The following is a 25915-nucleotide window of genomic DNA, read 5'->3' on the forward strand; positions in this document are numbered from 1 at the left end:
GACTCGTAAAATCTGGGCTTCTCGCTCTAAAATCGTCATGGCAAATTACGGGAAATGGCGGTACCTTCTCGTTTTAGCGGCTTTTCATCGCTCCTGTCATCTCCGCGAATAATTCATGACACTAGCACGCACCCTACAAAATACTGTAGGATGCGTTGCTTTTGATAATGGGCTTGGAGGGATTCGAACCCCCGACCTCATGGTTCGTAGCCATGCACTCTATCCAACTAAGCTACAAGCCCTTATTGTTTTTACTGTTGGTTTGAGAGTTGAAATTTCAGATTAAATTTGAGATTTAATTTAAAATTGAACAATCTCTGTCCCGCACAGAATCTAATACTAACACCATTCTCAAAATAATGCAAGACCTTTCTGAAAGTTTTTCTAAATTGCCCGATCGCGCGCAGCTAACTCACCTCGACAACAGCGGGGAAGCCCAAATGGTGGACGTTTCGGCGAAAGTGGCAACTGTGCGGCAGGCTGTGGCGGCTGCGAGGGTGCGGATGTTGCCGGAGACGTTTGCGGCAATTGAAGCGGGGAATGCGCCGAAAGGGGATGTATTGGGCACTGCAAGGCTGGCTGGAATTATGGCGGCAAAGCAAACGGCTAATCTGATTCCTCTGTGTCACCCTCTGCCGATTAGCAGCGTGGAAGTGCAGTTGATACCGGATGCTGAGTTGCCGGGGTATCAAATTCGGGCGACGGTGAAAATTAAGGGGGAAACTGGTGTGGAAATGGAGGCGATGACGGCGGTTTCGATCGCAGCGCTGACTCTGTACGATATGGCTAAGGGGTTGTCCAAGTCGATCGCCATTGAATCGATTCGACTGGTAAGCAAAAGTGGCGGCAAATCGGGAGACTATCAAAATTTAGAGGGATAAAGTTCCGGCCTTGGGGGGAGGCAGAATTCAAAAAGTAGCACTTATGCTTAAAATAGGCACAGAACTACTAACATCAAGTGAAAAACTATGCCTCCTCGTTGGCCCCGCAAACCCGATCGCAAAGACCCAGAGTACCGTCAATTAGACGATCGCATGAATTTTGCGATCCACGTCGGTCTTTTTTCTGCTTCCAATTCTGGTTTGTGGTTTGTTCAAAATTTGCAAAAGGCTGATTGGCCTTGGGCCGTTACAGTGACGGGTGTATGGGCTCTAGTAGTTTTGGCCCACGCGATTTTCATTTTTGCGATCGCCGATTATTCGCCTTTAACCAAAGATTCTGGCTGATGGCAGTTGTCGGCGATTTGTTAACTGTTTTAATCCAGCACAAATAATTTGCTTTTTTAGATATGGCTAATACTACAGTTGCGATCGAATCCTTAGCCGCCCAAATCGGCGAAAATGTCTACATTGACATTGCCAAGTGGCATTTGTATCTCCGTGATGCTCACCTGCATACCGTTGTTGCCCAACAACTTTATCCGATGCTGGAAGATGGCAGTTTAGATGATGACAAAGTTGCACGAGTTTTGCAAGGTATTTCAGTTAAGCTCGGTGGCGGTAAGCGGGAAGTGCCGCTGGCAGATTTGATTCCGATGCAGTGTCAAGTGCAATTGATGGATGTTCTTGAGGAATTTCAACGGGATATGTGATCTCAATTATTGATTGGGATTTAAGTGCGATCGCCCTTAATTTGACTTAAGGGCGATCGCACTTTTCATTATTGCCTTAAATCAACCGGAAATTAGCAGGGGTAATCGCATTCGCACTTACTCCAACCATCACACCTAACTGCTCCCCTGTCAAGAGATTTTCGATCGGAGTTCCCTGAGTATTTTGAGTTATTCCCAACTGGCTAACACTCAAACCATCGGTTAGTGCGATCGAATCTCGATTGACGGTAAAATCAGCGATCGTATCAAATCCTCCATCGGCTTCTAAGACAAATAGATTGTTACCGCTACCGCAAATTAAACTATCATTTTGCAACTTCTATCTCGTAGCTGATGGCACCCTAGGCTTTTAATTACTAGGAAATTAGCAAAGTGCGATCGCACTGTCTGCGATTGAGTTCGCTTATTTACAATTATTTATATTTTTCTGATTATTTATAGCCTTTCTCAAAAAGATGAGGTATGACTGACAGCTTATATAACCACTAAATTAAGAGGGCTCGCATCCCAACTACATACCTCATCTTTCTGATAACCGCTATATCAGGGTGAATTAGGGAATGGTGGGGCGGTGGCGCGATCGTAAATATTAAACAAAATGGGACTAAGTAAGTAGGCGCCAATAAATCGGTGCGGTGTAACAGAATGTGTATGGGTGTCAGCGAGCAATTGCTTGACTTCACTTGACTTCCTGTCGCTCGGTGTTTGAATCATTGTATATTTTCATACTCCTTTACTTAATTGATAGCTAAAAAAGAGGGAAGCAAGATCCTCTTTTGTCCCTCTTTTTAAGGGGGATGCAAGGCGGATCTAAATTTGAAGGAGAAGTTTAAAAATACACCTTATAGCCCCGGACACCAGAGATTTAATTGTCACATCCAGCGTAATTTTTGCAATCAAAAATGCTATGGGGAGGCTTGTCGGGAATGCCACCCAATATTTTTACATTTTTTTAAGATATGCGGTTTGCCAGAATTTGCTCGCGCAATTATAGAGGTTTGCGATCCCTGAAATCCTTTAAAAACAAGGCATTGACTTGTCTCCACTGAATATCTTTACGGCACTACACTGAAACCGCTCTGATGACATTTCTTAAAACAAAGCAACACATAAGTTCAGATTGTCTCAAGAGCAGATATCCCGAAATAACCAGCCGTAAATACATTCAAGACAGTCGAATTCAAGCATGGACTCGATCGAGAGCAACAATAATTAAAAAATCTGTTTTACTTGACAACCTAAAACAATCAGGTTAGAACAATGCAAGTGACAAATATAGGACTTACGCAAGAAAACGCATATCTGTCATTCTTTGCTGTGCATCGCAATCTCAACTCTATGTTTTTTGTGGTTCATGCGTAAGTCTTGAGACCTAAAAGTTTGTTTGCTAAAGTATTGGCAAACTCTAAAACTTTTATATCTCTTTTTTTTGCAAACAAAGACAGCTTACAATCACAAACAAAAACATCACAGGTGCAAGCTACAATAACAAATTTTGTACAAAACTACCGGAAACTATGAACACAACAACAAGCGTGATTCAGAAATCGGAAAGCTTCGGGTACAAGCTTGCCAATTATTTCGTCAAAAACTATCAATGTCTGATTCAAGACCCTCGACTGTTTTTGATGCGTAAATTTGCTCGTTTCGAGATTGTACGCGACTGGGCAGCGATGTTATTGAAGCGTCCAGCTAAATCTCATGTTATCAGTCAAGAAAATGCTTCTGTTCTGGGAAAGTTGGATGTAGATGCGATCGCTGCTACGATCGAAACCGATAGTTGTTATCAAGGTCTTCAGCTACCTGAAGATACAGTTCAAGAACTTTTGAAATTTGCCAGTTCTACAGTTGGCTACATTAACAGAGATGCCAACCGTCCCTACCACTACAAAGGAACAGAAAAAGTAGGTGCGGACTTACCCAAAAATGCCCGCGTTTGCAGCTATATGAGTAACGGAAACCAGTCTTCAACCCTGAAAGAACTGGAAAAAGACCCCGGCATACTGGCTATTGCAGCTAAATTTCTGGGTGCCGAACCAGTACACATGGGCAGCGAAATATCGTGGAGTTTCCCAGTTCCAGCAGAAAACCACGTCCAGCAACGCAAGGCAGCCCAAGTATTTCACTACGATTTAGATGACTATCGGTTCATTAAGTTTTTTTTCTACCTTACCGATGTCGATATGTTCAGCGGGCCGCACACTTATGTTTCTGGAACTCACAAAGGCAAAAAGTTGATGCACCAGCTTATAAGTACGCGCTGTGCAGACATCGATGACGAAAAGATTGTTGAATATTACGGCGCTCAAAATGTGGTGAATGTCTGTGGCAAAGCTGGTTTTGGGTTTGTAGAAAATCCTTTTTGCTTTCACAGAGGAACGCAGCCAACTGAGAAACCGCGCTTGATGCTGCAAATAGAGTATACCATTAACGACTACGGCAACATTCACGAGGCTTTGGGTTGCTAGCAAGTCAACCTCGCCAATCAGGAAGTCTTGTCTGTCTGTCGAGACTTTTTAGATTATTCTCTGGGGCAGCAGACATTAAAACATGATTGAGATGCCAACAGAAACTATATTACTTCACAAAACGGCCGCGAATGCGATCGACAAACATCTCAACTTCCGGCAACTTCATCTGATTAACAAAAATGGCAAAAACTCCCAATCCTGCCAAACTCGCCACACTCAACTGCACTATTTGAATTAGCAAACCTTCAGTACCCAAAACTCTTTGACAGGCTTGCAGAGTAGCCAAGGACACGAAAGCAGTTAGAGAACTACCACAAGCTAACCCTAAAAAAGGTAAACTCCACTCGCCCCAAGGCAAGCCACCCAGCTTTTTATCTAACAAGTACAAAAACATAATCATCGAAACTATATTCACTCCCACCGTCGCCAAAACTAATCCGGGCGCGCCGAAAGCTCCTACTAACAAATAATCCAGCAGCCCATTTAAAAAGATATTGATAATACTGACACGAAAAGGCGTTTCCCCGTCTCCCAAGGCGTAAAATACCCGTACCAAAACGTCGCGCCCCAAATACACAAACATTCCAATAGCGTAAGCCATTAATATCGGTATGACAAACTGCGAGGCTGACAGATTAAAAGCACCGCGTTCGTAAACAATGCGGACGATGGGTGTAGCCAGTGTCACCATTAAAGCGCTTAAGGGCATCATTGTCAGCGCAGTCAAAATTAAAGCTTGACGAATTTTATCTTTTAATTCCGGCCAGTCTTTGGGTTCGGCAAGGCGAGAAAATATTGGCAAAAATGGTACTAAAATTACATTAGAAATAATACCTAAAGGTGTCATAACTAACAAGCCGCTGTAGCCCATGGCAGATGCAGCTTGAGGGATGTAGGATGCGAAGAATAGGTCGGTATAGACATTAATTTGCAACATTCCCGAGGATAGGGTAGCAGGAACCATCACCTTAACTACTTCTTGCACTCCGGGGCGTTTAAAATTAAACCGCAAACGCAATTTTCCCAATCCCGCGCGCCACTGCGCCGTCAGTTGCACTAACCACTGCAAAACTGCTCCTGCTAAAGTTCCCCAAGCTAATACTAAGCCGCCGATTAATGCGTATTCTGGCTGAGTTATTTTGTCTCCGAGTTGTAGCGCGAGAATTCCTAAACCGCCGACAAGTGCAACGCTGGAAAATAAAGGGCTGATGGAAGGAAGCCAGTACATATCGGCGGCGTTGAGTGTGCCGAAACCAATGCCGATTAAGCCTGAAAGCAATGCCATCGGCGCCATAATCCGAAATTGTTGGACGGCTATTGCTTTGATTTCTAAACCTTCTGCTGTTCTATTTAACCCGGGTGCTACTAAATCGATCGCCAAATCTGCAAAAATAATTAAAGCGATTGTTACCAACAGCAATATGCCGCCAACTAAGGTGGTGATTGTCTCGACTAAGGGTGCTGCTTCTTTTTTGTCGCGGCGGGCTAAAACGCTGACTATGGCGCTGTGAAATGGCCCGTTAATCCCTCCCAGTAAAATAAATAGGAAACCGGGGATGACGTAGGCGTAGTTGTAGGCATCGACGGCGACACCGACTCCAAAGGCTGCTGCGATCGCAATTTGGCGCACCAATCCGAAGACTTTGCTAATCAGAGTGGCGACTGCGACAATGCCGGCAATCCCTGCTAGGGAACGAGAGGGCTTCTGGGTTTCAGACACAAATGGTTACAAACGCTAGTGCTAAAAGGCTTTGCTAAGTTTAATAGCAAATCTGGACGATCGTAACATGAATTCAGAATTTTTCTATGTATCTGGGTTTCGTGCTACGATCTTTTGGCGTTAATTGGCTCTAGTAAGTACCAAAATTATAGTGATTTGACTTTAGGAGATTTGACCTTGCTGAAACTTTATTATAATCCGCTGTCTACTAATGCTCGCCGCGTTTGGATTGCTTTGCTGGAAAAAGAGATTGAGTTTGAATTGGTGGCGCTGAAATTAAACGGCGATCAGTTTCAACCTGATTTTTTAGCTATTAGCCCTTTTCACCACGTCCCGGTTTTGGCTGATGGAGATTTTCATTTAATAGAAAGTCTCGCGATGCTTGATTATCTCGAAGCTAAGTATCCAACGATCGCACTATTGCCACAGAATGCTCGGGATTTGGCGATCGCACGCATGGTACAAATGGTCACAGTCAACGAATTGACACCAGCGCTGAGTCCCTTTGTCCGCCAGACTTTCGGCGGCGCAGCCGAACCCGAGAAGCTGGAAAAATCTGGGCAGCAAGTGGCGGCGGTACTGAGCTTTTTTGAGGAGTTGTTGGGCGATAGACCTTTTTTTGGCAGCAACACGATTACCCTCGCGGATGTTGTGGCTGGTGTTTCCGTGCCTTGGCTGCCCGAGTTAGGCCTATCTTTGGAGGAATACCCCAAATTGGAGGATTGGTGCGATCGCTTAAATTCCCGCGCTTCTTGGAAAGAAACACAAGCCAGTCCCGAATTGGTGGAAGCTTTTAAAGCGCAGATGAAACAGTTGATGAAAGGTAAACAACAGCAGTCTTTGAATGATGAAATCAATGAGTTGAGAAAAGAAGAGAAATAACGGATCGGTGTTTAATAAGGATTAAACCCGGTTTCGTATGGACGTTCTCGTTCAGTTTTGTTTGAAAGATTAAACCGCAGAGGACGCAGAGGGCGCAGAGGAAGAGATAAGAGAGAGAGATGAATAATTATGAGGCTGACGCGATCGAACTCAAATCTAAAATCTAAAATCCCATGACTGAATTAATTTACAAATATCCCCCTCTCTTACCCGGCACTTTAATCAAGCGGTACAAACGATTTTTCGCAGAAATCGAACTAGATTCGGGAGAAATCATCACCGCGCACTGTCCGAATACCGGCCCGATGACTGGTGTTTTAATTCCCGGAAATCCAGTGCTAGTATCTCCCAGCGACAATCCCAAACGCAAGTTAGCTTATACTTGGGAATTAATTAAAGTTTTCGATACAGTCCCAACTTGGGTGGGAGTTAATACTGGGCTGCCAAATCGAGTAGTTAAATTAGCTTTGGAATTGCGCTTGTTTCCTGAGTTGGGCAATTACAGTTTAATTCAGCCGGAGGTTGTTTATGGAAAAGATAAAAAAAGTCGAGTTGATTTTTGGTTGACTGGTGGGGAAAAACCAATTTTTGTGGAAGTCAAAAATACAACTTGGGTTAAAGATACATTAGCTTTATTTCCCGATACAGTAACTGAAAGGGGACAGAAACATTTAAGAGAATTGATCGAAGTGGTGCGGCAGGGATCGAGGGCTGTAATGCTGTATTTTATTAATCGCGGCGATTGTACGGATTTTGCGCCTGGGGATAGTGCCGATCGCCTTTACGGACAATTGTTCAGACAGGCTATGAGTGAAGGTGTCGAAGTTTTGCCTTGCCGGTTTGACGTAACTCCCGAAGGGGTGCGGTATTTGGGTTTGGCAAAACTGGATATTTGAGACTTGCTAAAGCATCGGTAACTCTTGCTTTGAGGATCGAAAATCCATTTTACCCCCAACAATCCACACATCAACAAAGGCAGTCTCTGACACGCGGATTTCCTCGGTCTTTCTCAGACCTCCCTGCACCGCTACCTCTAACTGAATTGTGGATTCCTCGACAGGAACTTCCACCCTATCGGCGAAAGAAATTGTCAAGTCTGTAGTGACTCCTGACTTCTGATAAACTTCCTTTCCATTGACTCTAATTGTCACGGTGTCATTGCTGAAACCGTCGCGAAGTTTGACAGTTAAAGGCACGATCGACCTCCTATTTTGTTGTCCAGTAGAAGCATGGAGCCGGCCGCGATTTGTGGCGCAGGCCGACCCCATTAACAGAGTTACAAAGGCGATGAGCAGTTGACGGCGAAACATCAAGCTTTTTACCTTGGGGAACGGCATATTACCATTTTCCGATCGCAATTGCCGAGAGTTTGCTTAAGGTGTGTTTAACCGCTTCATCATCGCCAGCTTTAGTCTGAACCTCAGCTAGATTTGTCAAAGTCATCTTTGCCGAAACCGGGTCGAGAACACCCGAATCTGCAACGGCCGACAGCAGCTTGGAGCTTTCATCTAATTTTGCAGGGCGCACAACCACGCGGTTTTCCTGCTTGTCAGTGATTGTCTTGAAGTTGCGGCTGGCGTTGATACCTTTCACCAAACGAACGTAGTTTGTCATCTCGTTGTCGGGATACTTCGCCAGAATTTCATCAAAGGCATCGTTACCGCCCTGCAAGGATTCGTGATCCGAACCCAACAGATAAAGCAATGTACCTTGTTCGTCGCCGATGAAAAGGTCGGCCAGTTCTGATTCGGCGGCCGTGACGGGATAGCGCACGCGAACTGTGATGATATCAGACATTACCTGCGATCCGTCCAAAGCAGCGTAGCAGGCGCGGATGCGATAGTTACCGGGTTCTTCAAAGTAAAGCCCATCTTTGCCGTAGCCGATATAGGCGCTTTCGGCGATCGTATCATTGAGACCGATGATGGTCTCCCGAGGCCCTACCAAGTGCTCGATTAACGGTTCGTAAGCCACCACTTCACCGCTGGGTTTGCGAATCACAATCTTCACCATGCTGAAGTTGGGATGCAGCCAGGTGTGGGCGCGGCGCCCTCTGGCATCTGTCGTGTTGAGCATCAACTGTAGCACCACAGGTTCGCCGAGCCCAAAGTTCTTTTGGTGGGTTGATATGGTTAGCTTTAGCCCCGACTCGTCGCGCACTGGATCGGCCATGATTTCGCGACCCAGAGCCGATCCGACGCCGAAGTTGCTTCCGCCCATGATGACGTTGTTGCGGAATCCGTGCCGCATATGGATGACTTCCTCATTGTCAAACTGGAATGCGAAGCTGTTCCAGAATGCGGGTGCGCCACCACCTGGATAGTTCCACGGGTAATTCATCCAAGACAGTGAATTGGGCCGATTTGGCACCGGTGGCGAGGCGTACTGTTTTTGCCAAGAGTGCAGCAGGTTGAAACCGTGTCCGAGCTCGTGAACGTAGGTGTAGACTTGCAATCGCAGTTGATCTGCTGTTTCCCCGCCGATCCCATTGTGGAAAACAGCACAGCCTTGCCGCTGTTTCCCTTGTTGGTCGAACATGATTCCGTACAAGCCGGCGCCCATTTCGTGAAGTTGCGCTGCTACTTGCCAAATCGCCCACTGCGGCTGATCTTGCCACAAGCTGAAGTGATTTTGCATGGAAGCGTGCAGTTCGGCGTTGCTCCACTGAGCATTAGCACCGGCTTCGGAGATGTTGATGACATCGCTTGCTGCGCTTGGAATCATTTCAATTCCTGCTTCTTTATAGGCGCCGACGACGCTGAGGTTGCGCGCTGCGCCTCCTGAGGGTAGCGAACCTGTGTTGTAGCTGCTGAATACGGGTGTGCTGATATCGGAAACTCGATCGGTCTCGATGCGTGCGGTGCGGAAATAGATCGACTCGAAGGCGCAAGTATACGTCGCTCCGGGCGATCCGCCGGTGGTGAAAAATTGTACTGTGGCGGGTGCTTGCGGCTGAAAAATCAGCCGTCGTTCGATCGTCACCTGAACTACTGGAGCCCCCGCTGCAAAGGTAAAACTACCCAGCCCCTTGACGGTGACTTGTGAGGCTGTCACTGTTACCGTCGGCGCATCAACGATAAACGATCCGAAATATGTTACCGTTTGGCCGCTGATTTGGTAGAAGTCGCCACTTAAGCGTTTCATCGGCCGCGTGCGATCGACATCCACCCGAACTTCGAGTTGAAACCCGCCCACAGTACCGCGATAGCGCCCGCTGACCGGCCGTTTGGCGATCGGGAGCGGGATAATCGGTATGTTAGAGACGGCCGAGTTCTCCGGTACAGTCTCAGCTATTGGCGTCTCCACAGGCTGTGTGGGGTCGCCAGTTCCCGCCTCTATTGCTTGTGAGGCAGCTATGTCATCTACTGACATTTCTCCTAACGATAATTCACCATCTGTTACTTCCATAGCAGTCGGATCTTGCTGTGACATTTTGATTTCTCCATCTTGAATTTGATTGATACGCCTGCTTATAACCAGCCAAAATATCGATACAAGATCCAAAATTTTGACCATAGTTCAAGCTCCCAGGTTCAATGCGAGAGTCAATCTAAAATCTAAAATATAAAATTTTCAATCGACTAACTATTGCTTCATCGCTACCTAGACATAAAATTTAATTCACACTTAGAAATAGTCTTATGTAGTTGTTGTGAAGCTAGAGCGCAGCGTTTAATCTCATAGTCTTCTAAATAAACTGTGGGAACAATACGACGATCTGCGTATAGGATTGTGAAGAAATTGCAACAAATTAATCGGACAGCAGCCCCAACTTTTCCGGAGCAACCATCACAGCAGCCGTCCGGAGTCGCACACAAAGTTTTCCGTGAAGTTATAGCGATCGCAAATCATTTGTAAATTTCTTGCTCCCTCCCCTTAGCAAGGGGAGGGCTGGGGTGGGGTTAAAAATTTACGATTCATTTGCGATCGCTATATACCATTGACAATTCACAGTTGACACTTAATCAGTGGTAGGGGCAGTGCCCCGTGCCTGCCCTCTTAATTGACAGTTAACAGTTGACTGTTGACAAAAGAAGGAAGATAATTGCAGTAATGAATCGTCTGATTTTAATTTTTCCCGGGGTTCCGGCTTTCAACCAACTTTTTCTGGTAAATCTTGTCGGTATCACTTCAGCTTAATATCGTGCATCTTCTCCCGTCGTTGGTGGAGCAGCAAAGCAGATATATCGATTACCTTTTTTGTTTGGAAACGGGCAAGATGCCCGTTCCACAACACATTAAGTTTCTTGTGGGGTGGGCATCCTGCCCGCGCCAAAATACAATTTAGATGCGGGAAAACTTACTGAAAAAAACGCGCAATTTAATCAGCCAAATCTGGGAAAACTTCTCGTACTGCCGGATGTACCAGTCGGTGATTCTGCACGTTCAATCCCTTGGCCAAACTCGGATTCATTTCCAAAGCTTTAATTCCGTTATTTGCCAACTGCAAAACATAAGGCAAAGTGCTGTTATTCAAAGCTTGAGTTGCAGTCCAAGGTACGGCACCGGGCATATTTGGTACGCCGTAATGCACAACTCCTTCCTCTACATAAGTAGGATTTGTGTGAGAAGTTACTCGCAAAGTTTCGACACAGCCACCTTGATCGACGGCTACGTCAACAATTACAGAACCGGGCTGCATTTTGGCGACAAATTTGCGCGAAAGTAGCACCGGAGCTCTTTTTCCTAAGACTAAAACTGCACCGATTAATAAGTCAGCATCGGGAACAACTGCTTCTATTTGCAAAGGACTGCTGTAAAGGTATTCTACTCTGGAACCGAATAAAGTTTCCAAGTAAGCTAGCCGATCGACATTTACATCTAAAATCTGCACCCTAGCACCCATTCCGACAGCAATGCGGGCTGCTTCTGTGCCGACGATTCCGCCGCCCAAAATTACAACTTTGCCCGGTCTTACCCCCGGTACGCCCCCCAAAAGTACGCCTCTGCCGCCTTGCTGTCGTTCCAGAAACCGAGCACCGAACTGCACGGCCAAACGCCCTGCAATAATGCTCATCGGGGTTAGCAGGGGCAATTTCCTGTCGGGGAGTTCGACGGTTTCGTAGGCGATAGCCTGGACTCCGCTGTTGATTAAGTGCTCGGTTAATGTGCGATCGGCTGCCAAGTGCAAATATGTAAATAGCAACTGCTCTTTTTCAATCAGCGGATACTCAGCAGGTAATGGTTCCTTAACTTTAACAATTAGTTGCCGGTTCCAGACATCAGCGGGCTTTGAGACAATTTTAGCCCCGGCTTCAATGTAGTCCTCATCGGCGAAACCAGCCCCAGCCCCAGCATTCGTTTCGACGAAAACTGTGTGGCCTTTGTCCGAACAAGCCCGGACACTTGTGGGACTGAGCCCGACTCGAAACTCCAAATCCTTGATTTCCTTGGGGACGCCTATTTCCATCTATAACCTCAAATTTCAGGCTTATGTCGATCGAATTTAACGCAAAAATCAGCCCTAGCGGGACAATACCATTGGAGATTTTAGATTTGGGAATCGGGCTGGGCTAGGAGAATATTTGTTTGATTTTCAGCCATTGCGATCGCAATTTCCAAAATTTGTCATTTTCCATAAAGTCGATCGATCTTTTAGCCTGCTCCAACTCTAACTGTAGTTGTTGCATCCGAGCTTGCGAACTCTGCAATTCCGACTTAACCTCCTGCAACTGAATTCGCACCTCCTTTTCCCCAGTATTTTTCTTAATCGCAATATCGTGATAGCCTAGAGGATGAAGCGCCAGAAATACTATTTCCCAGTTATTCGCAATACAAAACTCATTGACTGCTTTCGCCACACCGTAAGGCATAATCTCGCATACAGACCAATTCGTATAATCGTTAAAAACAATCATGCCGTCGGGCTTCACTTTAGTATAACCTTGCTGAATATCTTTGCATACACCTTCATAGGCGTGGTCGGCATCGATATAGATCCAGTCAAAATACTCGTGAGGAAAGCTGCTTAAAATTGTCGAAGAATCGCCTTCGTGAAGTTCGACAGAACCGTTTTCTATCCCTTGTTGTAATAGTATTTTTTCATTTTTACTCAGTTCTGCTTTGAATAAATCAAAATTATAATCTATCAAATGCAGCTTCTTGGGCTTGGTAATAGAGAGTATTGCCTCGGCAAAGTGACCGTATTGAGTTCCAACCTCAGCAACCACAGAATTTTTAGGTAAACATTCCAACATTCTGAAGCGGTTTTTAAGCACGCGACAATTTTTGACATGACAATTGTCAAGCGTTGGGGCAACAAGCACCAATGGATTGTCACTATAATTACTCCATTTCTGGTTATCCCAGTCTTTAGTCGATTCTAAGAAATTTTCTTTGTATTTGAGAAAGTCTAACATCTGATTCAGAGGGTAAGTGAACTCGAAGCATTACGAAAATCTATAAAAATCCGTTTTTAGCCCAATACCGTTCAGTCAAGGCTAATCTCATTGCGAACTCACGTTGCAATAGTGAAGACTGTGACAGTTCTCAATTAACTGATGCGCGCGCGGGCAACTAGCTTTTTAAGTGAACCGTATTGGTTTCCAGTCTGGAGTTCACTCCTTTCTTTCACAAGCAGCTTGCAGTCAGGACTGCACTCGTTTCTTTCCCAGTCAGCGACAATGACTAAAGTCCCTGCTAGAAACTTTTGACACTTTGGCAAACTTATTTGCTAAACAAAAGCGTAAAAATCTCAACAAACCGCCTGGAAGGGTATAAAGTAGATTGTGGTTTTATAAATTTGCTTAAAAACATAACTTATAGAGAGTCTGCTGTCAATCGATTTTATCGATCGCCTATAATTTAACAGGCATAACTCCCCCCTTATCTCAAAAAATGCCACGCATACCTACATTAACATTCGATCGCGGAACGCTCCTACTGCACCCACCGCCCAGAGGCCGAGACTGGGCGGACTTTGCCACGTGGGACGATCGCGTGGAAAAATTTCGGATTCGAGCAATTCACTACCGCCCGCTGGTAGAATCGCTTCAGGCCGACTGCACTCACTTCACCGACGACGCCCGCGGATACGAACTACTCGAACTCGTATCCAGCGTGGCAATGCAGCCTTACCCGCACCAACAAGAAGCCCTAGCAGCTTGGCAAGAAGCAGGAAGCAAAGGAGTAGTCGTCCTCCCCACCGCTTCGGGCAAAACTTATGTGGCCCAATTAGCCATGCAAGTCACAGGCCGCAGTACATTAGTCGTAGTACCAACTCTCGATTTAATGCACCAGTGGTACGCTAATTTGAAAGCAGCTTTTCCCGACATCGAAATTGGATTGTTGGGCGGAGGTTCGCGGGACAAAACGCCAATTTTAGTAGCAACCTACGACAGCGCCAGCATTCACGCCGAAACCTTGGGAAACAAATACGGATTGCTGGTGTTTGACGAATGCCACCATTTACCAACGGACTTTTATCGAGTAATATCCGAATATGCGATCGCGCCTTTTCGACTCGGACTGACAGCAACACCCGATCGCACAGACGGACGGCACAGCGACTTACATTTCCTCATCGGCCCGACAGTATATAGCAAAAAACCCGAAGATTTAGCAGGCGACGCCTTAGCCGACCATAAAATAGTGCAAATCATGGTCAAACTGTCAAAAGAAGAAACCGATCGCTACAGCGAAGCCATGAACATTCGCAACGACTTCCTCAAACAGTCCAACATCAAAATATCCAGCCTTGAAGGATGGAAACAGTTTATCATGGCCAGCGCGCGATCGCCTTTAGGAAGGCGCGCCATGATTGCCCACCGCCAAGCCAAAGAAATCGCCCTTTGTACAGAAGGCAAACTGCGAATCTTAGCTCAAATTTTAGCCGAACACTCTCCCCAGCGCACCCTAATCTTCACCGGAGACAACGCCACAGTCTACCGAATTTCCCAAGAATTTCTCATCCCCACAATCACCCACCAAACCCCAGTCAAAGAAAGACACGAAATCCTCGATAAATTTCGCAGCGGCGAATACAAAACCCTCGTCGCATCCCACGTCCTCAACGAAGGAGTGGACGTACCCGACGCCAGAATTGCTATTATACTGTCAGGCACAGGAAGCGAACGCGAATACATCCAGAGATTGGGTCGAGTTTTGCGAAAAAGCAGCGATGCAAACAAGTTAGCAATTCTCTACGAAGTCGTCACCGAAGACACCAGCGAAGAAAGAACATCCCAGCGCCGCCGAGGCGGAATGCAAGTTCACAAACCAGAACCAAAACCACCAATAGAATCACCACAGCCAGAATATCCGAAACTAGAAACCGTCAAACCAACACCGATTTATGGAGTCAACCGAGAGACAACCAAAAAAGCAGCAGAAACACCAGCAAAATGGGGAGATGATGATGACATTCCCAAGACAACAAAAAAAGCAGCAGAATCACCCGCAAAATGGGGAGATGATGATGACATTCCCTGGTAGTACACCTAAATTATTCCTTCTTCCTTCTTCCTTCGATCAACTGTCAACTGTCAACTGTCAACTGTCAACTGTCAAATGTTACCAACAGACTTACTAAGCCACCGCCAAAACGGCGAATCAATCATTCCCTTACGCCTCAAGATAGATGCCAAAAACTTAGAATCAGCAACCGAAACTATCAACTGCTTCCAGGAGTCGATCGGCAAAACCCAAGGCGAACTAGACGGACGCTTGCTAGAATTAGAAGGCGACAGCCCCGACTATCGGCTAAAACGGGGATTAGCGCACCTCCTCAAAAGCGGTTTCTGCACCTTGGAAGTCGTTAGCCCCTTAGAACCATTGGAGTTGAGACAGCGCGTATTTGCCTTGTCAGCGCGATCGACTCCCAGCCCGCAATCCACCCAAATAACCCTCGAAACAGTAGCCACAGAGCTCAGCCAAGACTTAAACAGAGAAGTTTTGCCCGATGAAATCAAAACAGGTTTATACGCCGATTTAAACGAAAACAAAATCCTCACCGAATTTGACGCACCAACACCCGAAAACTTACTTCACAGATACAATCTTTCCCAAGTTCAAGGCATATTTTACCGAGCAAGTCAAGTTCAACTAACCGCCCACCGCAACGATCCAGGAGAATACAAACTCCTGTTTCGCTATTTAAAATTATTTCAATTAATGACCTACATCGAAGGCGATGCAGACCACGGATTTACCCTCACAATCGACGGCCCCACAAGCTTATTCAAACCCAGCACCCGCTACGGCTTAGCCCTCGCCAAAATGCTGCCCGCACTCCTACACGTCACCAAGTGGAGTATGCACTCAACCCTGCAAACCAAAGATACTTTTAGTGGCGTAATAAAAACAGGTAAATTCACCCTAAATTCCGACTGCGGTTTAGTCAGCCACTATCCCCCAGGAAAACCCTATGATAGTATGTTAGAAGCAGCATTTGCCGATCGGTGGAATGGATTAAAAACCGAGTGGAAACTCGAACGAGAAGTAGACTTAATTCCGATTCCCGGAAGCGTGATGATTCCCGACTTTCGGTTAGTACATCCCGACGGACGAGTATTTATATTAGAAATAGTCGGCTACTGGCGGCCCGAGTATTTGCAAAAGAAATTTGCTCAAGTACAGAAATCTGGATGCGACAACTTGATTTTAGCCATTTCCGAACGTCTGAATCTGGAAAAAGCTGGGGTTAATATCAAAGATGTTCCCGCAAAAATTGTGTGGTTTAAAGATAAATTGCAGCCCAAATCAGTCCTAGAAGTCCTCGAATAGTAAAAAGTTAAAATAAAAATAACTTTACTCTTTTCTTTCTCTCTCTGTGTCCTCTGCGCCCTCTGCGGTAAAAAAAACCTATTATATCAATTAAATATTTCTAAAAATACGATCGCACATTCCAACATTCTAGTAAAATAGAAACATCCCCAAAACCTTAGCACCGCGTACTCTCACCCCAAAACCCATCAAAAAATGGTAGACACAAGCATTGTCGAAAAAATCAAAAAGCTGTTAGCCCTTGCCACCTCATCCAACGAAAACGAATCAACTGCTGCGGCAGCAAAAGCTTCCGTTTTACTGGCGCAGTACAACCTCAGCCTCGCCGATTTAGGCCCCAATCACCAAGAAGAGATAGATCAAAGCGGAGTTGAGACAACATCCAAATTTGTCACTTGGAAAATGATCCTGTTTTCGGGAATTGCCGAAGCCAACGGTTGTACTGGTATGCGGAACAATTATAGTGGTAGTATGTTTTTGGTAGGAAGCTCTACAAATCTGATTGTTTGCAAGCACCTGTATGAATATTTGAGTTCTGCGATCGAGAAACGGGCGAAATATCGCAAAGGAAGCGGCCGGGGACTGGCGTATCTGAACGCTTTTCGGGTGGGATGCGCCACAAGGTTGCGGCAAAGGCTGCTGGAGCAAAAGCGCGAGATGGAGGAGTCAGGGATTCCGGGATCGGCTGATACGGCGGCTACTCCTGCTATTGTAGTGCGATCGATGTTTGAAAAGAACGAACAGGCGATCGCAGATTATTTAGAAAGCCAAGGAGTTAAAGTCAAAACCCGAGCCGGTGCTCAAATCAGCAGCGAAGTCGGTTTTAATTCCGGGTATGAAGTAGGCGATCAAATTAGTTTGCAGAAGCAAGTGCAGCAAGGGGAGTTTAAACAACTCAATGAAAGTCTTTGAGGTAAAAACATGACAGTATACGATCTCACTATTGCTAAAATCAGCCAAATGCCAGAGTCACTTGTTCAAGAGGTGAATGATTTTATAGACTTTTTGCTCCTCAAATACAACAGTGAATTGCCACAGCTTACTGAATCCGACTTTTCTGACTATTTAAAGAATTTAGAAGCCTACGAAGAAAAGTTAGCCCGTGGAGAAATTCAATGGTAGGAGCTTCATCTTTGTAAATTATGTTTGTTCGCTAAGTAATTGTTCCTTCAATTCCTGACATTCTTTGGCTAGCGGGATGCCTAGTTCTGTGGATATGGATAAAGCGCGATCGCAATATTCAAGAGCTAAAGTGCGATTGCCTATCTGAAGATAAAGTTCTGCCAAGTATTTCAGAGTTACAGCCTCATCAAAACGAGAGCCAATAGTTATATAAATCTTTAATGAAACCTGCAAAGTTTCTAAAGCTTTTGGATAATGGCCAATTTTGATAAAATTTCGTCCTAAATTAGCTAGTGCTTTTGCTTCTCCCAAGCGATTGCCTATGTGCTGTGCAATAGTTAAACATTCCTCGTGGTAATTAATAGCTTGCTGATAATGTCCTAAAGAGTAGTAGACATTACCAAGATTACACAGTGCTTCTCCTTCCCCAGAGCGATTGCCTATTTCTTGTGCAATGCACAAACTCTGTTGATAGAAATCAACAGCTCTCTCATATTCTTGAAAAGAATAGTAGGAATTTCCCAAATTATTTAGCGCATGACCAACACCCAAACGATGTCTTATGTGCTGTGCAATTTCTAAACATTGCTGATGGTATTTTATCGCTTGCTGATAATTCCCTAAAGAATAGTACACATTACCCAGGTTTCCTATGGCTGTTTCTTCTCCTATGCAATCGCCTATTTCGCGTGCAATAGCTAAACATTGCTCGTGGTAATCAATCGCTTGGTGATAATGCCCTAAAGAATAGTAGACATTACCAATATTTCCCAGCGCTATTCCTTCTTCAAGGCGATCGCCTATTTCGCGTGCAATCATCAAACTCTGCTCATCGTAAGCAATCGCTTTTGCATAATCTCCCAAGCAATAGTAAGTAATACCTAGATTATTTAAAGCTAAACTCTCATTTCTAAGGTTTTTGATTTCCCGTGCATTTTTCAAACTCTGTTCAGAATACTCAATCGTTTTGGCATAGTCTCCCAAAATATGGTAGGCTTTGCCTAGACCATAAAAAAAATTGTGTCTAAACTGGGACTAATTTTTCCCAGTATTTGGCTATATAAGTCAATCTGTTCGCTATAGTAGCCCCAGGTATTTAGTTGAGCGTGTAATTCTTCATTTGTCGGAGTATTGAGACGGATAAAAAGTATTTTGCTAGCTCTTTCCCAGTCCTCCACTGTACAAAGATGGTGAAAGGCTTGCAAATACCCCCACACCTTCTCCAAATTAGTAGCATCTGATTTGGGTTTATAATCAGTTAGCCACTGTACAACAGCTCTGTACTGAAGCCGCTGCTCGCGATTTGGAAAATCGGCACTGAGATTATGATGATTTATCGCTAAGTTTTCCAAAACTAATTCACCAGATGGTGTTAAATTATTTTTCATGGTAAAGTTTTCAATTTATTTAGTTATCTGGTAGCATTAATCGGTGAGCAATTGCAACACTGCGAATCAAATTATGTTGTCCCACCAAGCGATTATCTTCATCGTCAATTCCCCTATCTTCAACTAAATAGCGTTCCCGCAAAGTTTGGATTGCAGCCTTTTGTTGCTCCTCACTGTAACCCTCATCCTCTAAATTAATCAGCCACCACTTTTCTTGAACTTCGCAGCGATAGATTGAGGCCGTGCAAAGCAAAATATAGGCATTATAAACATCATTTTTTAGCCGTTCAAACGTTTTTTCTATCCGTTCCTTGACTTTCCTTCGCAAGACTTTCGTATATGATGCTAACTGCCACCTATCCTCATCTCCTTTAGCTATTCCTTGGTTATTAGCTTCGTCAATAGTTTTTTTGACATCTTCAATATAACGACTATTCTCTTTCCAGTAAGCCCTGACGTTACCACCATAAGAACACTTGATTTCTCCGGCGATTGTCCGCAAAGCTAAAGGATGGCCGTCATAAACTTCCGCAATGACTCGCAGGGGACTATGTGGTAATTCCAAATCGCCATCTAGTTCAGTTTTTTGAAATAATGCCATCTGCTCAGTGACTTCTAGTCCTTTCAAAAGTTGGCAATACCAGAGATTTTTGTAGCGATCGCATTCCCTTTCAAACACAACAGGAAAATCCAGGGATGTGAGGATTAACCGACTCTGACAAGATGGTTCTGCCAAAAAACTCACAAAAAACTTGCCCCACCACTCATCGGCAAAATCACCCCAGCCATCCTCTTCATTTCCTGTCAATAGGTACTCCAAAGAATCCATGAGAATTAAATAGCGATTTTCACGCAAGCGCTTGACTAACCGCCATAATAATTCTTCTGGTTTTCGCTCTTCAATTGGAACGCTTTCCCCCCAAATTTCAAGCCATCGTAACGCAACACTAGCAAAATCTGAAGCTTTATTATCATCTTCAAAGTTATCCCTTTTTTCGCTCCAATTTCCTCGTAATTTCTGTATTAGCCGTTCAGCCAAAGCAGTTTTACCTATACCTGTAATGCCAACCAATAGCAAAACACGACAGGAAGAATTTAGGCGAGCGCTCAAATTTTGAATCAAAGTTTCTCGCCCAACCCACGCATCATCATAGACGCTAAACTCCATATATGATGCAGTTTGCTCGGTTATATACGATACAGGTTGCTGAGTTGGACTGCCATCAACAATCTGTTCCCAATTTATCCCAACAGCCTGACAAATGCTGACAAAGCTCTCGTGACTGATTGCCTTGCCTTGCCAAAAGCGCTTGATCGTTGATATTGAAACAGAAGCTTTTTGCACCCAGGCATCAGCTCCCTTTGTCCATCCTTTCTTCCTTCTGGCTCGATCTACAATTTCTAGTCCCTGTTTGGACGCAATGAGTGAAGCTGCCATCCCCGGTTACTCCCTACAGTTTTACGAACACTTCAAAAGAGATACTTGACAGTATCAGCTTTAGATGAGTATCATAGCCGAAACTGAGCCAAAAGTCAAACTCTTCTGCTCCAGCACCTCCAGTGGCCAGCTTATAATCGCTGCCGCAAAGACTTGCTACGGTCAACTCCTAAGACTATCTATGCTTAGAGATTCCTGGCGATCACCGCGATCTGCTGATGCTGGAATGTTTGGAGCCTTTTGTCTCACTTTTGGTTCAGTGCACTGAGCCACTCAAAAAAAACGCCCCATCCAGTTCTTACCTGGACGGGGCAAAAGTAAATCAAAATAAATCACTGAAATTTATGTTACACGACATCGATTCCGCAGCTCCGTCCATTCAGTACATTGAACCCCTGACTAAGAATGAAGTTGATGCCACAAAACAGAATACTCAACAGGCATCCATTCTCTGCACGACTAAACCGTCAACCGGAATTTTACCTGGTTATCCCGATCCAAATGTTGCCGATGCAGGGGGGGTAACTGGACTTATTTTGTCGTTGGCTGTACTGATCCGTTCTATGGCACTTTTGATTCAAGTTTTAGCCCCAATAGTACGCAAATCTGGTAAATAAGCCAATTCAATGATGGGGCGAGCATCCACGCCCCACCTTCCCCAAAACCTCGCCCTCAATGAATCAACTCTGCTTCTTCAAAAATCTGTCGAGTCGTCAACTCCAGACCAGGCAGCAACTCATCCACAATCGGGGTATTATCCGTATAAATTTGACTCGAACCACCGGAAAAAAAGCTTCTAATTAAAATAGCCTCTGGATCTACTACCCAAACTCGCATCACACCCGCCGCCAAATAATCTTTTGCCTTCTCTTCAAATTCCTGCATTGTTTGATCGGGAGAGATAATCTCAATTACCAATTCAGGAATTGCAGGACAAGCTTCATTCCGCCGCCAATTTTTCAGTAAACGTTCATAAGAAATGTATGTTAAATCAGGAACAGGTACCCAATCTTTACCCTGACGCTTTAACAAAATTGCCCATTCTGGAAGCACTCGCCCGCTTCCTTTACACCATGCACGAATCAGGCGACACAAAGCAAACTGTAAAGTCGAATGAAAAAAATTTGGAGACACTTTAGGAACTGCTTCACCATCTACAAACTCATAATATACGTCTCCGTCGGGCAAAGCTAGAAATTCTTCTAAAGTCAGTTTGGTTCCGATTCCTACCATGACTCCCAGCCCTCTCGCTCATTAATTCAAATATCAATTATACAAAATTTCCCAACATTCCTAAAAAAAAGACCCGGCGGTTGAAACCGCGGCTATACAAACAAAACCCGCCTCCGCGGGTTGAAGAATAGGCGGTGAAAATTACGTTTACATTATTCTCTTGAGTCCGCGGAGGCGGACATTGTTTGTGTAGACGCGGTTTCAACCGCCGTCCGATCATTGTTTGTGTAGACGCGGTTTCAACCGCCGTCCGATCATTGTTTGTGTAGACGCGGTTTCAACCGCCGTCTTACTTCACCCAAGCCCGATGAGCCATCAAAGCCGCAAACGGCTGCACACCTCGCAACTGATTCGACAGCGGCAAATGACCCCTCGGCGCGCTCAAATCCCAAATAAACTCTTGCGGGTACCGCGTCCAATTATTCCCCTTCTTCCAGCCAATTAACGGCCACAACTTATCCCAATTCTTGCCCGAACTCAGCCAAATTTCCCGCTGTACCGAAAAGCCAAATTTGCCTTCGGAATGAACTTTCCACAGCGTATTAATTGTTTGTAAATCTGTCACCGGCAAACTTTCAACTTCTGTAAAATACAACCACTTTCTTGCCGAAGCTGTCTCGCCCGCCAACCCACAAAGTTTGTTTAAAGTCAATAGATCGGCTTCTTGAAATTCCTGTAATGCCAATAATTGTTGCAGCGGAGTGTAGTCAATGTTAGAGTCCGATCGCAGCGGCACAACTCCAGTCGGAAAATTCGCCTGCAAAAACTCCCTCGCTCTGGCAGAATCCGCACTATAAAGAATTTGGTAAGCCTTACCCATTACCGCTGTCGGTTCCTCCGACTTGCGCTCTAATAAAAATTCCATCAATACGTCCCAGCCCGCATCTGCTATGTGTTGTTGCAGCAGTTGCAGTTGAGTTTTCTCTGAACCCGACCTCAACTGTGAGCGGAGTTCGGCTGTATCGGCGGCCGAGTCTAAGGGAGAAGTAGAAATCGAGTCAGTCATGGGAACTATCAGCTATCAGCTATCAGCTATCAGCAATTAGCTGAAGCCCTGGTTTTTCCCCCCCATTGTACAATGGTACTGACTCCGATTTACTTATCTGTACTCCAATGGTTGTGCGCTGCACGACGAGCTAACCCCGTGCCGATCGCACTTTCCCCGTCAATGGGAACGATCGCAAATAGCTTTACGCTGAGATTTTTGCGATCGCTCCCATGTATAAAGAGTTATTTTTGAACCTAGTCGTCCACGATGGAAACCCATGCAGAGAACGAAGGCGGAAAAAAGTTGATGTCATATTCCGAGTCTTCCCACTCTTTCACCCACAGCGGTACAACGCCTGGGCGAGGAGTTTCCGCAAAGATCCGTTCCTTGGACTCGATCGAGTGAAATAGCTGTTTCAAAGTATCTCCCCGATCCAAAGCTTCGCTCAGGATGTCATCCAAGTCAGGATCGACCCGTTTGACGCGGTTTTTGTCATCCTCAAGCCACAGAAGTTTTAAAGACTTCAGATCCCTCGGACTGAGAATGCTCTTGTAGTAGACGCGCTTGAGCGTCGCTACGGGTTCCAACGAGCGTTCGATCCGGCGAATTTGCTGAACTCGCAGGTAGTGCCATTCCGCTAAACGCTTGCGTTCCGAAGGCGCGAGGGTTTCCTTCCCCGCTGAGTGTTTGTAGTCATAGTTAATCAAACTGCAAGCCATATTGGCCAGCAGGTGAATTAACTGTTTTTCTTTGGGTGTTGCCTGACGCCGTTCCTGGGTTCTTGTCAATACGCGCTGTCTGCGGGTAGTTTCGAGAGTATTTTCCATTGGGTTTTTACGAGATGAAATACGATTGTGCCAGATCCGAATCCCGAACATCAGAAGGTAAGGAAGTTCCTAGGCGGGGAAACTCCACCGACAGACTCGCCTTACCTGTTTATTTTCCCATTCACTTCGTTGAGACTTCAACTCCTCGGATTAGGTAGACTGATATTGGGAGAGAGTTTTCACACCCTTGAGCCAAGGTGGTGGCGACAACAAATACACCACAAACACGATCGCAATCACAACCGCAGCGCCGGCGAACCACCCAGAGGGCTAATTATTTCCGGCCTTTGCCTGTCTTTACCTCTTCTTGCTCTCCATCTTCATTCGTTCCAGTGTAGTTAATGTCGGGACGACTCTCCCCCGCAGTCAAACTGCTGGTTGATGAAGATTGTGGGACGATCGCAAAAGCGCTGGCCCTGCTTGTATGGAATAAGCTGATGCCACCGGAGGCAATTACTGCTAATACTAAGATGCTGTTTTTCATGTTCGATGACCCTGATTTAACGTAGATAGACACCCTTTGGCTAACCCGATCTGTCAGAAGTGGGTTGATGCAATAGCCCACTTGTCTTCTGATAAATCTGCCTGCCATAATCAATACAGACAGGCACACCCGCTTGCGATCGGAAACGCCGGAAGTGACGTGTTACTTATGTCCACGATCATCCACCAACCAGATTTTTTTGGGTAGTGGGGCTAAGGCCATCAGGGCGTCGATCCATCAGGGAGTTATGCCATCAGGGTGCTCATCTATCGGGTAGTTAATTCATCAGGGCGCATCTTCTACTACAATTAGCCACAAACTTAACTTTAATCGTTGAGCCAGTGGCTAGCAGCGCACTGACAGCGCTTTTAAGAATTAAACTTTTTGTGGATTTATCCCCAAAAGTTTGTCCTTAAAAATTCCCCCACGCGAAAGCCGGGGAAGTGTCAGCGGCATGGAATTCCATGCAATCTAAGTCAACTAAAAAAAACGCAGATTAACGATATCTCCCACTCAAGCAGTCCTCAGCCAAACGCTGGGGTTTTTTATTGGTGGCAGCCATTCCAGCGGCTTGACAGGAGGGTATTCGGTAGCCAGCCCCTTAGGCAGAACCTTAGGCAGAACCTTAGGCAGAACCTTAAATGCGCTGCGGTTATGAGTTTCCCTAGTCACATCATACCATCCGGTGAATTTTAAAGTATGATTGTAAAAAAATGTGAACCCAATGGCGTTTAGCCGTTTTCAATCCGATTGAGTAAAAATTCAGACGAGGATGTCAACGAGTACAAACAAAAAAGTGTCGGGGTACGATCGCCCTCCTGGCTGGATTTAGGGTAAACGACTGTTGACAATTTACCTAGACTTACCTAGGATTGAGTGAGTAAAATCCTGGTAAATCACTCGATAGATTGATGAGTATTGGCCAGAGCGTTGAGACGATACGGCGCCCTGAGAAGGCATTCAGAGAGTCCGTCGGCACAGATGGTGGACACAGGCAATATCGTCTAACATAGTAAAAATCTAGCCACACTGACAGGGAGAATCAATGGCTACCCTAACTTATTGCAAAGGCTTGCCCACACCAGTGCACGAGCTTAACGAACTCGGAAAAACAACTTTCGAGATGTTTTTAGAGGCTTACGCCCCAATTTTTCGGACTGCCAGCATTGAAACAGTCGATCGCTTACTTTCAAATACAGAGTTTAAGAAATCCGATTGGAACACGCACTTACAGCAAACCTACGGCATGAACAAGCGCCACGCAAATGGTGTAATCAGTTCTGCCAAGGGTCGTGTAGACGGCGCCAAAGAACACAGAATTTTACATTTAAAAACTCTTGAAGGCAAGATAAAATCTCTTGGCATATGGCTGAAGAAAGCCGAGCGTAAGTTGGCATTAGCTCGCAAGTTTTATGCCAAGAAAAAATGGCTCGACTCAAAAACAGGTTGTAATTTCCCCATAGCTTGCTCCCTTAAATATAAATCTACAAACTGGCAGAATTTACGCTTTCAAATTCACAATAAAAAGCGTAAACTGACATTATTAAGTAATAAAATCAAACACTTAAGGCTTAAACCAGTCAAAGTTTGCATCCCTAGGAGTGATATTTTTGTCGTCGGCTCCAAGGATGAGTCTTTTGGCAATCAAGTCTGTCAGTGGAATGGGGATAAAATAACTTTCCGAGTCCCTAAGTGCTTGGAGTCACGATTCGGAAAAACCGTGTCCTCTGTTATTGGTGATTTTAGTCACAACATCAACAGATTACCAGAATGCGGTGCTAAGACCTGGCATTTCTACCGCAAGAATGGAAAGTGGGTTGTCGCCGTGCAGTTTACCCCAAATCCCGTGAAGCAGGTTTCCAGAGAGAGAATGTACGGTTGCATTGGTATCGACATGAACCCCGGTGTGCGAATCGTTGGCTAGAAACCAATACTAAAAAGGGTTAGGGGGATTAGCCGCAAGGTAGAACCTTGACAACTGAATGACCATGTAGGTGAGAGTCAGTATCCTAGAAACCTCAAATCCT

Annotated in this window: 26 protein-coding genes and 1 tRNA gene; 12 read left to right on the top strand and 15 right to left on the bottom strand. The window is 45.3% G+C overall.

The features are described from left to right. Window positions 1-168: 168 nt before the first annotated feature. A tRNA-Arg gene (locus tag QZW82_RS29465) sits at window positions 169-242 on the bottom strand. Window positions 243-359: 117 nt separating this feature from the next. Between QZW82_RS29465 and moaC the strand changes: the two genes are divergently transcribed. The 3 genes from moaC (at window position 360) to QZW82_RS29480 (ending at window position 1591) form a co-directional block, all read left to right on the top strand. Beyond that, a complete protein-coding gene (gene moaC / locus QZW82_RS29470; RefSeq protein ID WP_293157019.1) occupies window positions 360-881 on the top strand; it encodes a cyclic pyranopterin monophosphate synthase MoaC in 522 nt (173 codons plus the stop codon). Between the two features lie 87 nt (window positions 882-968). Further along, the gene (locus QZW82_RS29475; protein WP_293157023.1) at window positions 969-1226 is read left to right on the top strand and encodes a 2TM domain-containing protein; all 258 of its coding nucleotides are present in this window, start codon (window positions 969-971) and stop codon (window positions 1224-1226) included. Between the two features lie 62 nt (window positions 1227-1288). Next, a complete protein-coding gene (locus QZW82_RS29480; RefSeq protein WP_293157025.1) occupies window positions 1289-1591 on the top strand; it encodes a DUF3181 family protein in 303 nt (100 codons plus the stop codon). Between the two features lie 76 nt (window positions 1592-1667). Here the strand turns inward: QZW82_RS29480 and QZW82_RS29485 are convergent, their stop codons facing one another. Together QZW82_RS29485 and QZW82_RS29490 are read right to left on the bottom strand one after the other, a co-directional pair. Then, window positions 1668-1928: a hypothetical protein gene (locus QZW82_RS29485; protein WP_293157027.1), complete on the bottom strand. Its 261-nt coding sequence runs from the start codon at window positions 1926-1928 to the stop codon at window positions 1668-1670. 227 nt (window positions 1929-2155) lie between these two features. Further along, the gene (locus QZW82_RS29490) at window positions 2156-2326 is read right to left on the bottom strand and encodes a hypothetical protein (protein WP_293157030.1); all 171 of its coding nucleotides are present in this window, start codon (window positions 2324-2326) and stop codon (window positions 2156-2158) included. An 803-nt stretch (window positions 2327-3129) separates the two neighbouring features. Between QZW82_RS29490 and QZW82_RS29495 the strand changes: the two genes are divergently transcribed. Further along, window positions 3130-4080: a phytanoyl-CoA dioxygenase family protein gene (locus QZW82_RS29495; protein WP_293157033.1), complete on the top strand. Its 951-nt coding sequence runs from the start codon at window positions 3130-3132 to the stop codon at window positions 4078-4080. A 109-nt stretch (window positions 4081-4189) separates the two neighbouring features. Here the strand turns inward: QZW82_RS29495 and murJ are convergent, their stop codons facing one another. Next, on the bottom strand, window positions 4190-5803 hold the full coding sequence (murJ, locus tag QZW82_RS29500) for a murein biosynthesis integral membrane protein MurJ (protein WP_293157037.1): 1614 nt from the start codon (window positions 5801-5803) through the stop codon (window positions 4190-4192). A gap of 156 nt (window positions 5804-5959) precedes the next feature. On the opposite strand from murJ, the gene QZW82_RS29505 reads away from it, so the two are divergent. Together QZW82_RS29505 and sfsA are read left to right on the top strand one after the other, a co-directional pair. Next, a complete protein-coding gene (locus QZW82_RS29505; protein ID WP_293157040.1) occupies window positions 5960-6685 on the top strand; it encodes a glutathione S-transferase family protein in 726 nt (241 codons plus the stop codon). Window positions 6686-6858: 173 nt separating this feature from the next. Beyond that, entirely contained in the window at window positions 6859-7581 is a 723-nt protein-coding gene (gene sfsA / locus QZW82_RS29510) for a DNA/RNA nuclease SfsA (RefSeq protein WP_293157043.1), read from the top strand. A 6-nt stretch (window positions 7582-7587) separates the two neighbouring features. On the opposite strand, the gene QZW82_RS29515 is transcribed toward sfsA, so the two are convergent. The 4 genes from QZW82_RS29515 to QZW82_RS29530 form a co-directional block, all read right to left on the bottom strand. After that, a complete protein-coding gene (locus tag QZW82_RS29515) occupies window positions 7588-8022 on the bottom strand; it encodes a hypothetical protein (protein WP_293157046.1) in 435 nt (144 codons plus the stop codon). A gap of 1 nt (window position 8023) precedes the next feature. Further along, window positions 8024-10117 carry a hypothetical protein gene (locus QZW82_RS29520; protein WP_293157049.1) on the bottom strand — a complete coding sequence of 698 codons (2094 nt, stop codon included), beginning with the start codon at window positions 10115-10117 and terminating at the stop codon, window positions 8024-8026. Between the two features lie 889 nt (window positions 10118-11006). Beyond that, on the bottom strand, window positions 11007-12095 hold the full coding sequence (ald, locus tag QZW82_RS29525) for an alanine dehydrogenase (RefSeq protein WP_293157052.1): 1089 nt from the start codon (window positions 12093-12095) through the stop codon (window positions 11007-11009). A gap of 103 nt (window positions 12096-12198) precedes the next feature. After that, window positions 12199-13044, bottom strand: a complete 846-nt coding sequence (locus tag QZW82_RS29530; protein ID WP_293157055.1) for a class I SAM-dependent methyltransferase — start codon at window positions 13042-13044, stop codon at window positions 12199-12201. 478 nt (window positions 13045-13522) lie between these two features. Here QZW82_RS29530 and QZW82_RS29535 point away from each other — a divergent pair, with 478 nt between their 5' ends. The 4 genes from QZW82_RS29535 to QZW82_RS29550 all read left to right on the top strand — a co-directional run bounded on the left by QZW82_RS29535 (window position 13523) and on the right by QZW82_RS29550 (window position 17530). Then, on the top strand, window positions 13523-15118 hold the full coding sequence (locus QZW82_RS29535; RefSeq protein ID WP_293157058.1) for a DEAD/DEAH box helicase family protein: 1596 nt from the start codon (window positions 13523-13525) through the stop codon (window positions 15116-15118). Between the two features lie 75 nt (window positions 15119-15193). Next, window positions 15194-16408, top strand: a complete 1215-nt coding sequence (locus QZW82_RS29540) for a DUF790 family protein (protein WP_293157061.1) — start codon at window positions 15194-15196, stop codon at window positions 16406-16408. Between the two features lie 195 nt (window positions 16409-16603). After that, the gene (locus QZW82_RS29545; RefSeq protein ID WP_293157064.1) at window positions 16604-17320 is read left to right on the top strand and encodes a DUF2786 domain-containing protein; all 717 of its coding nucleotides are present in this window, start codon (window positions 16604-16606) and stop codon (window positions 17318-17320) included. A gap of 9 nt (window positions 17321-17329) precedes the next feature. Next, entirely contained in the window at window positions 17330-17530 is a 201-nt protein-coding gene (locus QZW82_RS29550) for a DUF2281 domain-containing protein (RefSeq protein WP_293157067.1), read from the top strand. Window positions 17531-17548: 18 nt separating this feature from the next. Here QZW82_RS29550 and QZW82_RS29555 read toward each other — a convergent pair whose 3' ends face one another. From QZW82_RS29555 to QZW82_RS29565, 3 genes are read right to left on the bottom strand one after another with little or no spacing between them, the layout of a single operon-like run. Further along, window positions 17549-18514, bottom strand: coding sequence for a tetratricopeptide repeat protein (locus QZW82_RS29555; RefSeq protein ID WP_293157070.1), 966 nt, complete (start codon window positions 18512-18514; stop codon window positions 17549-17551). A 17-nt stretch (window positions 18515-18531) separates the two neighbouring features. Continuing rightward, entirely contained in the window at window positions 18532-18918 is a 387-nt protein-coding gene (locus QZW82_RS29560) for a hypothetical protein (protein WP_293157073.1), read from the bottom strand. Between the two features lie 19 nt (window positions 18919-18937). Further along, entirely contained in the window at window positions 18938-20356 is a 1419-nt protein-coding gene (locus tag QZW82_RS29565) for an ATP-binding protein (RefSeq protein WP_293157076.1), read from the bottom strand. Window positions 20357-20700: 344 nt separating this feature from the next. Here QZW82_RS29565 and QZW82_RS29570 point away from each other — a divergent pair, with 344 nt between their 5' ends. Continuing rightward, on the top strand, window positions 20701-20973 hold the full coding sequence (locus QZW82_RS29570; RefSeq protein WP_293157078.1) for a hypothetical protein: 273 nt from the start codon (window positions 20701-20703) through the stop codon (window positions 20971-20973). Between the two features lie 55 nt (window positions 20974-21028). Here the strand turns inward: QZW82_RS29570 and QZW82_RS29575 are convergent, their stop codons facing one another. From QZW82_RS29575 to QZW82_RS29590, 4 genes are all read right to left on the bottom strand, one after another. After that, window positions 21029-21589 carry a Uma2 family endonuclease gene (locus tag QZW82_RS29575; RefSeq protein ID WP_293157081.1) on the bottom strand — a complete coding sequence of 187 codons (561 nt, stop codon included), beginning with the start codon at window positions 21587-21589 and terminating at the stop codon, window positions 21029-21031. A gap of 289 nt (window positions 21590-21878) precedes the next feature. Continuing rightward, window positions 21879-22595, bottom strand: a complete 717-nt coding sequence (locus QZW82_RS29580) for a GUN4 domain-containing protein (protein ID WP_293157084.1) — start codon at window positions 22593-22595, stop codon at window positions 21879-21881. Window positions 22596-22831: 236 nt separating this feature from the next. Continuing rightward, the gene (locus QZW82_RS29585) at window positions 22832-23404 is read right to left on the bottom strand and encodes a hypothetical protein (protein WP_293157087.1); all 573 of its coding nucleotides are present in this window, start codon (window positions 23402-23404) and stop codon (window positions 22832-22834) included. A 274-nt stretch (window positions 23405-23678) separates the two neighbouring features. Next, a complete protein-coding gene (locus QZW82_RS29590; protein WP_293157090.1) occupies window positions 23679-23888 on the bottom strand; it encodes a hypothetical protein in 210 nt (69 codons plus the stop codon). A gap of 1045 nt (window positions 23889-24933) precedes the next feature. On the opposite strand from QZW82_RS29590, the gene QZW82_RS29595 reads away from it, so the two are divergent. After that, window positions 24934-25812, top strand: coding sequence for a hypothetical protein (locus QZW82_RS29595; protein WP_293157093.1), 879 nt, complete (start codon window positions 24934-24936; stop codon window positions 25810-25812). Window positions 25813-25915 lie beyond the last annotated feature (103 nt).

This window comes from Microcoleus sp. bin48.metabat.b7b8b9.023, assembly GCF_013299185.1.
Classification (GTDB): domain Bacteria; phylum Cyanobacteriota; class Cyanobacteriia; order Cyanobacteriales; family Microcoleaceae; genus Microcoleus.

Bases quoted from the DNA above. Each gene is read 5' to 3' on its own strand.
- moaC (WP_293157019.1), top strand. From the start codon at position 360: ATGCAAGACCTTTCTGAAAGTTTTTCTAAATTGCCCGATCGCGCGCAG.
- QZW82_RS29475 (WP_293157023.1), top strand. From the start codon at position 969: ATGCCTCCTCGTTGGCCCCGCAAACCCGATCGCAAAGACCCAGAGTAC.
- QZW82_RS29480 (WP_293157025.1), top strand. From the start codon at position 1,289: ATGGCTAATACTACAGTTGCGATCGAATCCTTAGCCGCCCAAATCGGC.
- QZW82_RS29490 (WP_293157030.1), bottom strand. From the start codon at position 2,326: ATGATTCAAACACCGAGCGACAGGAAGTCAAGTGAAGTCAAGCAATTG.
- QZW82_RS29495 (WP_293157033.1), top strand. From the start codon at position 3,130: ATGAACACAACAACAAGCGTGATTCAGAAATCGGAAAGCTTCGGGTAC.
- sfsA (WP_293157043.1), top strand. From the start codon at position 6,859: ATGACTGAATTAATTTACAAATATCCCCCTCTCTTACCCGGCACTTTA.
- QZW82_RS29515 (WP_293157046.1), bottom strand. From the start codon at position 8,022: ATGCCGTTCCCCAAGGTAAAAAGCTTGATGTTTCGCCGTCAACTGCTC.
- QZW82_RS29520 (WP_293157049.1), bottom strand. From the start codon at position 10,117: ATGTCACAGCAAGATCCGACTGCTATGGAAGTAACAGATGGTGAATTA.
- ald (WP_293157052.1), bottom strand. From the start codon at position 12,095: ATGGAAATAGGCGTCCCCAAGGAAATCAAGGATTTGGAGTTTCGAGTC.
- QZW82_RS29530 (WP_293157055.1), bottom strand. From the start codon at position 13,044: ATGTTAGACTTTCTCAAATACAAAGAAAATTTCTTAGAATCGACTAAA.
- QZW82_RS29535 (WP_293157058.1), top strand. From the start codon at position 13,523: ATGCCACGCATACCTACATTAACATTCGATCGCGGAACGCTCCTACTG.
- QZW82_RS29540 (WP_293157061.1), top strand. From the start codon at position 15,194: ATGTTACCAACAGACTTACTAAGCCACCGCCAAAACGGCGAATCAATC.
- QZW82_RS29545 (WP_293157064.1), top strand. From the start codon at position 16,604: ATGGTAGACACAAGCATTGTCGAAAAAATCAAAAAGCTGTTAGCCCTT.
- QZW82_RS29550 (WP_293157067.1), top strand. From the start codon at position 17,330: ATGACAGTATACGATCTCACTATTGCTAAAATCAGCCAAATGCCAGAG.
- QZW82_RS29560 (WP_293157073.1), bottom strand. From the start codon at position 18,918: ATGAAAAATAATTTAACACCATCTGGTGAATTAGTTTTGGAAAACTTA.
- QZW82_RS29565 (WP_293157076.1), bottom strand. From the start codon at position 20,356: ATGGCAGCTTCACTCATTGCGTCCAAACAGGGACTAGAAATTGTAGAT.
- QZW82_RS29570 (WP_293157078.1), top strand. From the start codon at position 20,701: ATGTTACACGACATCGATTCCGCAGCTCCGTCCATTCAGTACATTGAA.
- QZW82_RS29575 (WP_293157081.1), bottom strand. From the start codon at position 21,589: ATGGTAGGAATCGGAACCAAACTGACTTTAGAAGAATTTCTAGCTTTG.
- QZW82_RS29580 (WP_293157084.1), bottom strand. From the start codon at position 22,595: ATGACTGACTCGATTTCTACTTCTCCCTTAGACTCGGCCGCCGATACA.
- QZW82_RS29585 (WP_293157087.1), bottom strand. From the start codon at position 23,404: ATGGAAAATACTCTCGAAACTACCCGCAGACAGCGCGTATTGACAAGA.
- QZW82_RS29590 (WP_293157090.1), bottom strand. From the start codon at position 23,888: ATGAAAAACAGCATCTTAGTATTAGCAGTAATTGCCTCCGGTGGCATC.
- QZW82_RS29595 (WP_293157093.1), top strand. From the start codon at position 24,934: ATGGCTACCCTAACTTATTGCAAAGGCTTGCCCACACCAGTGCACGAG.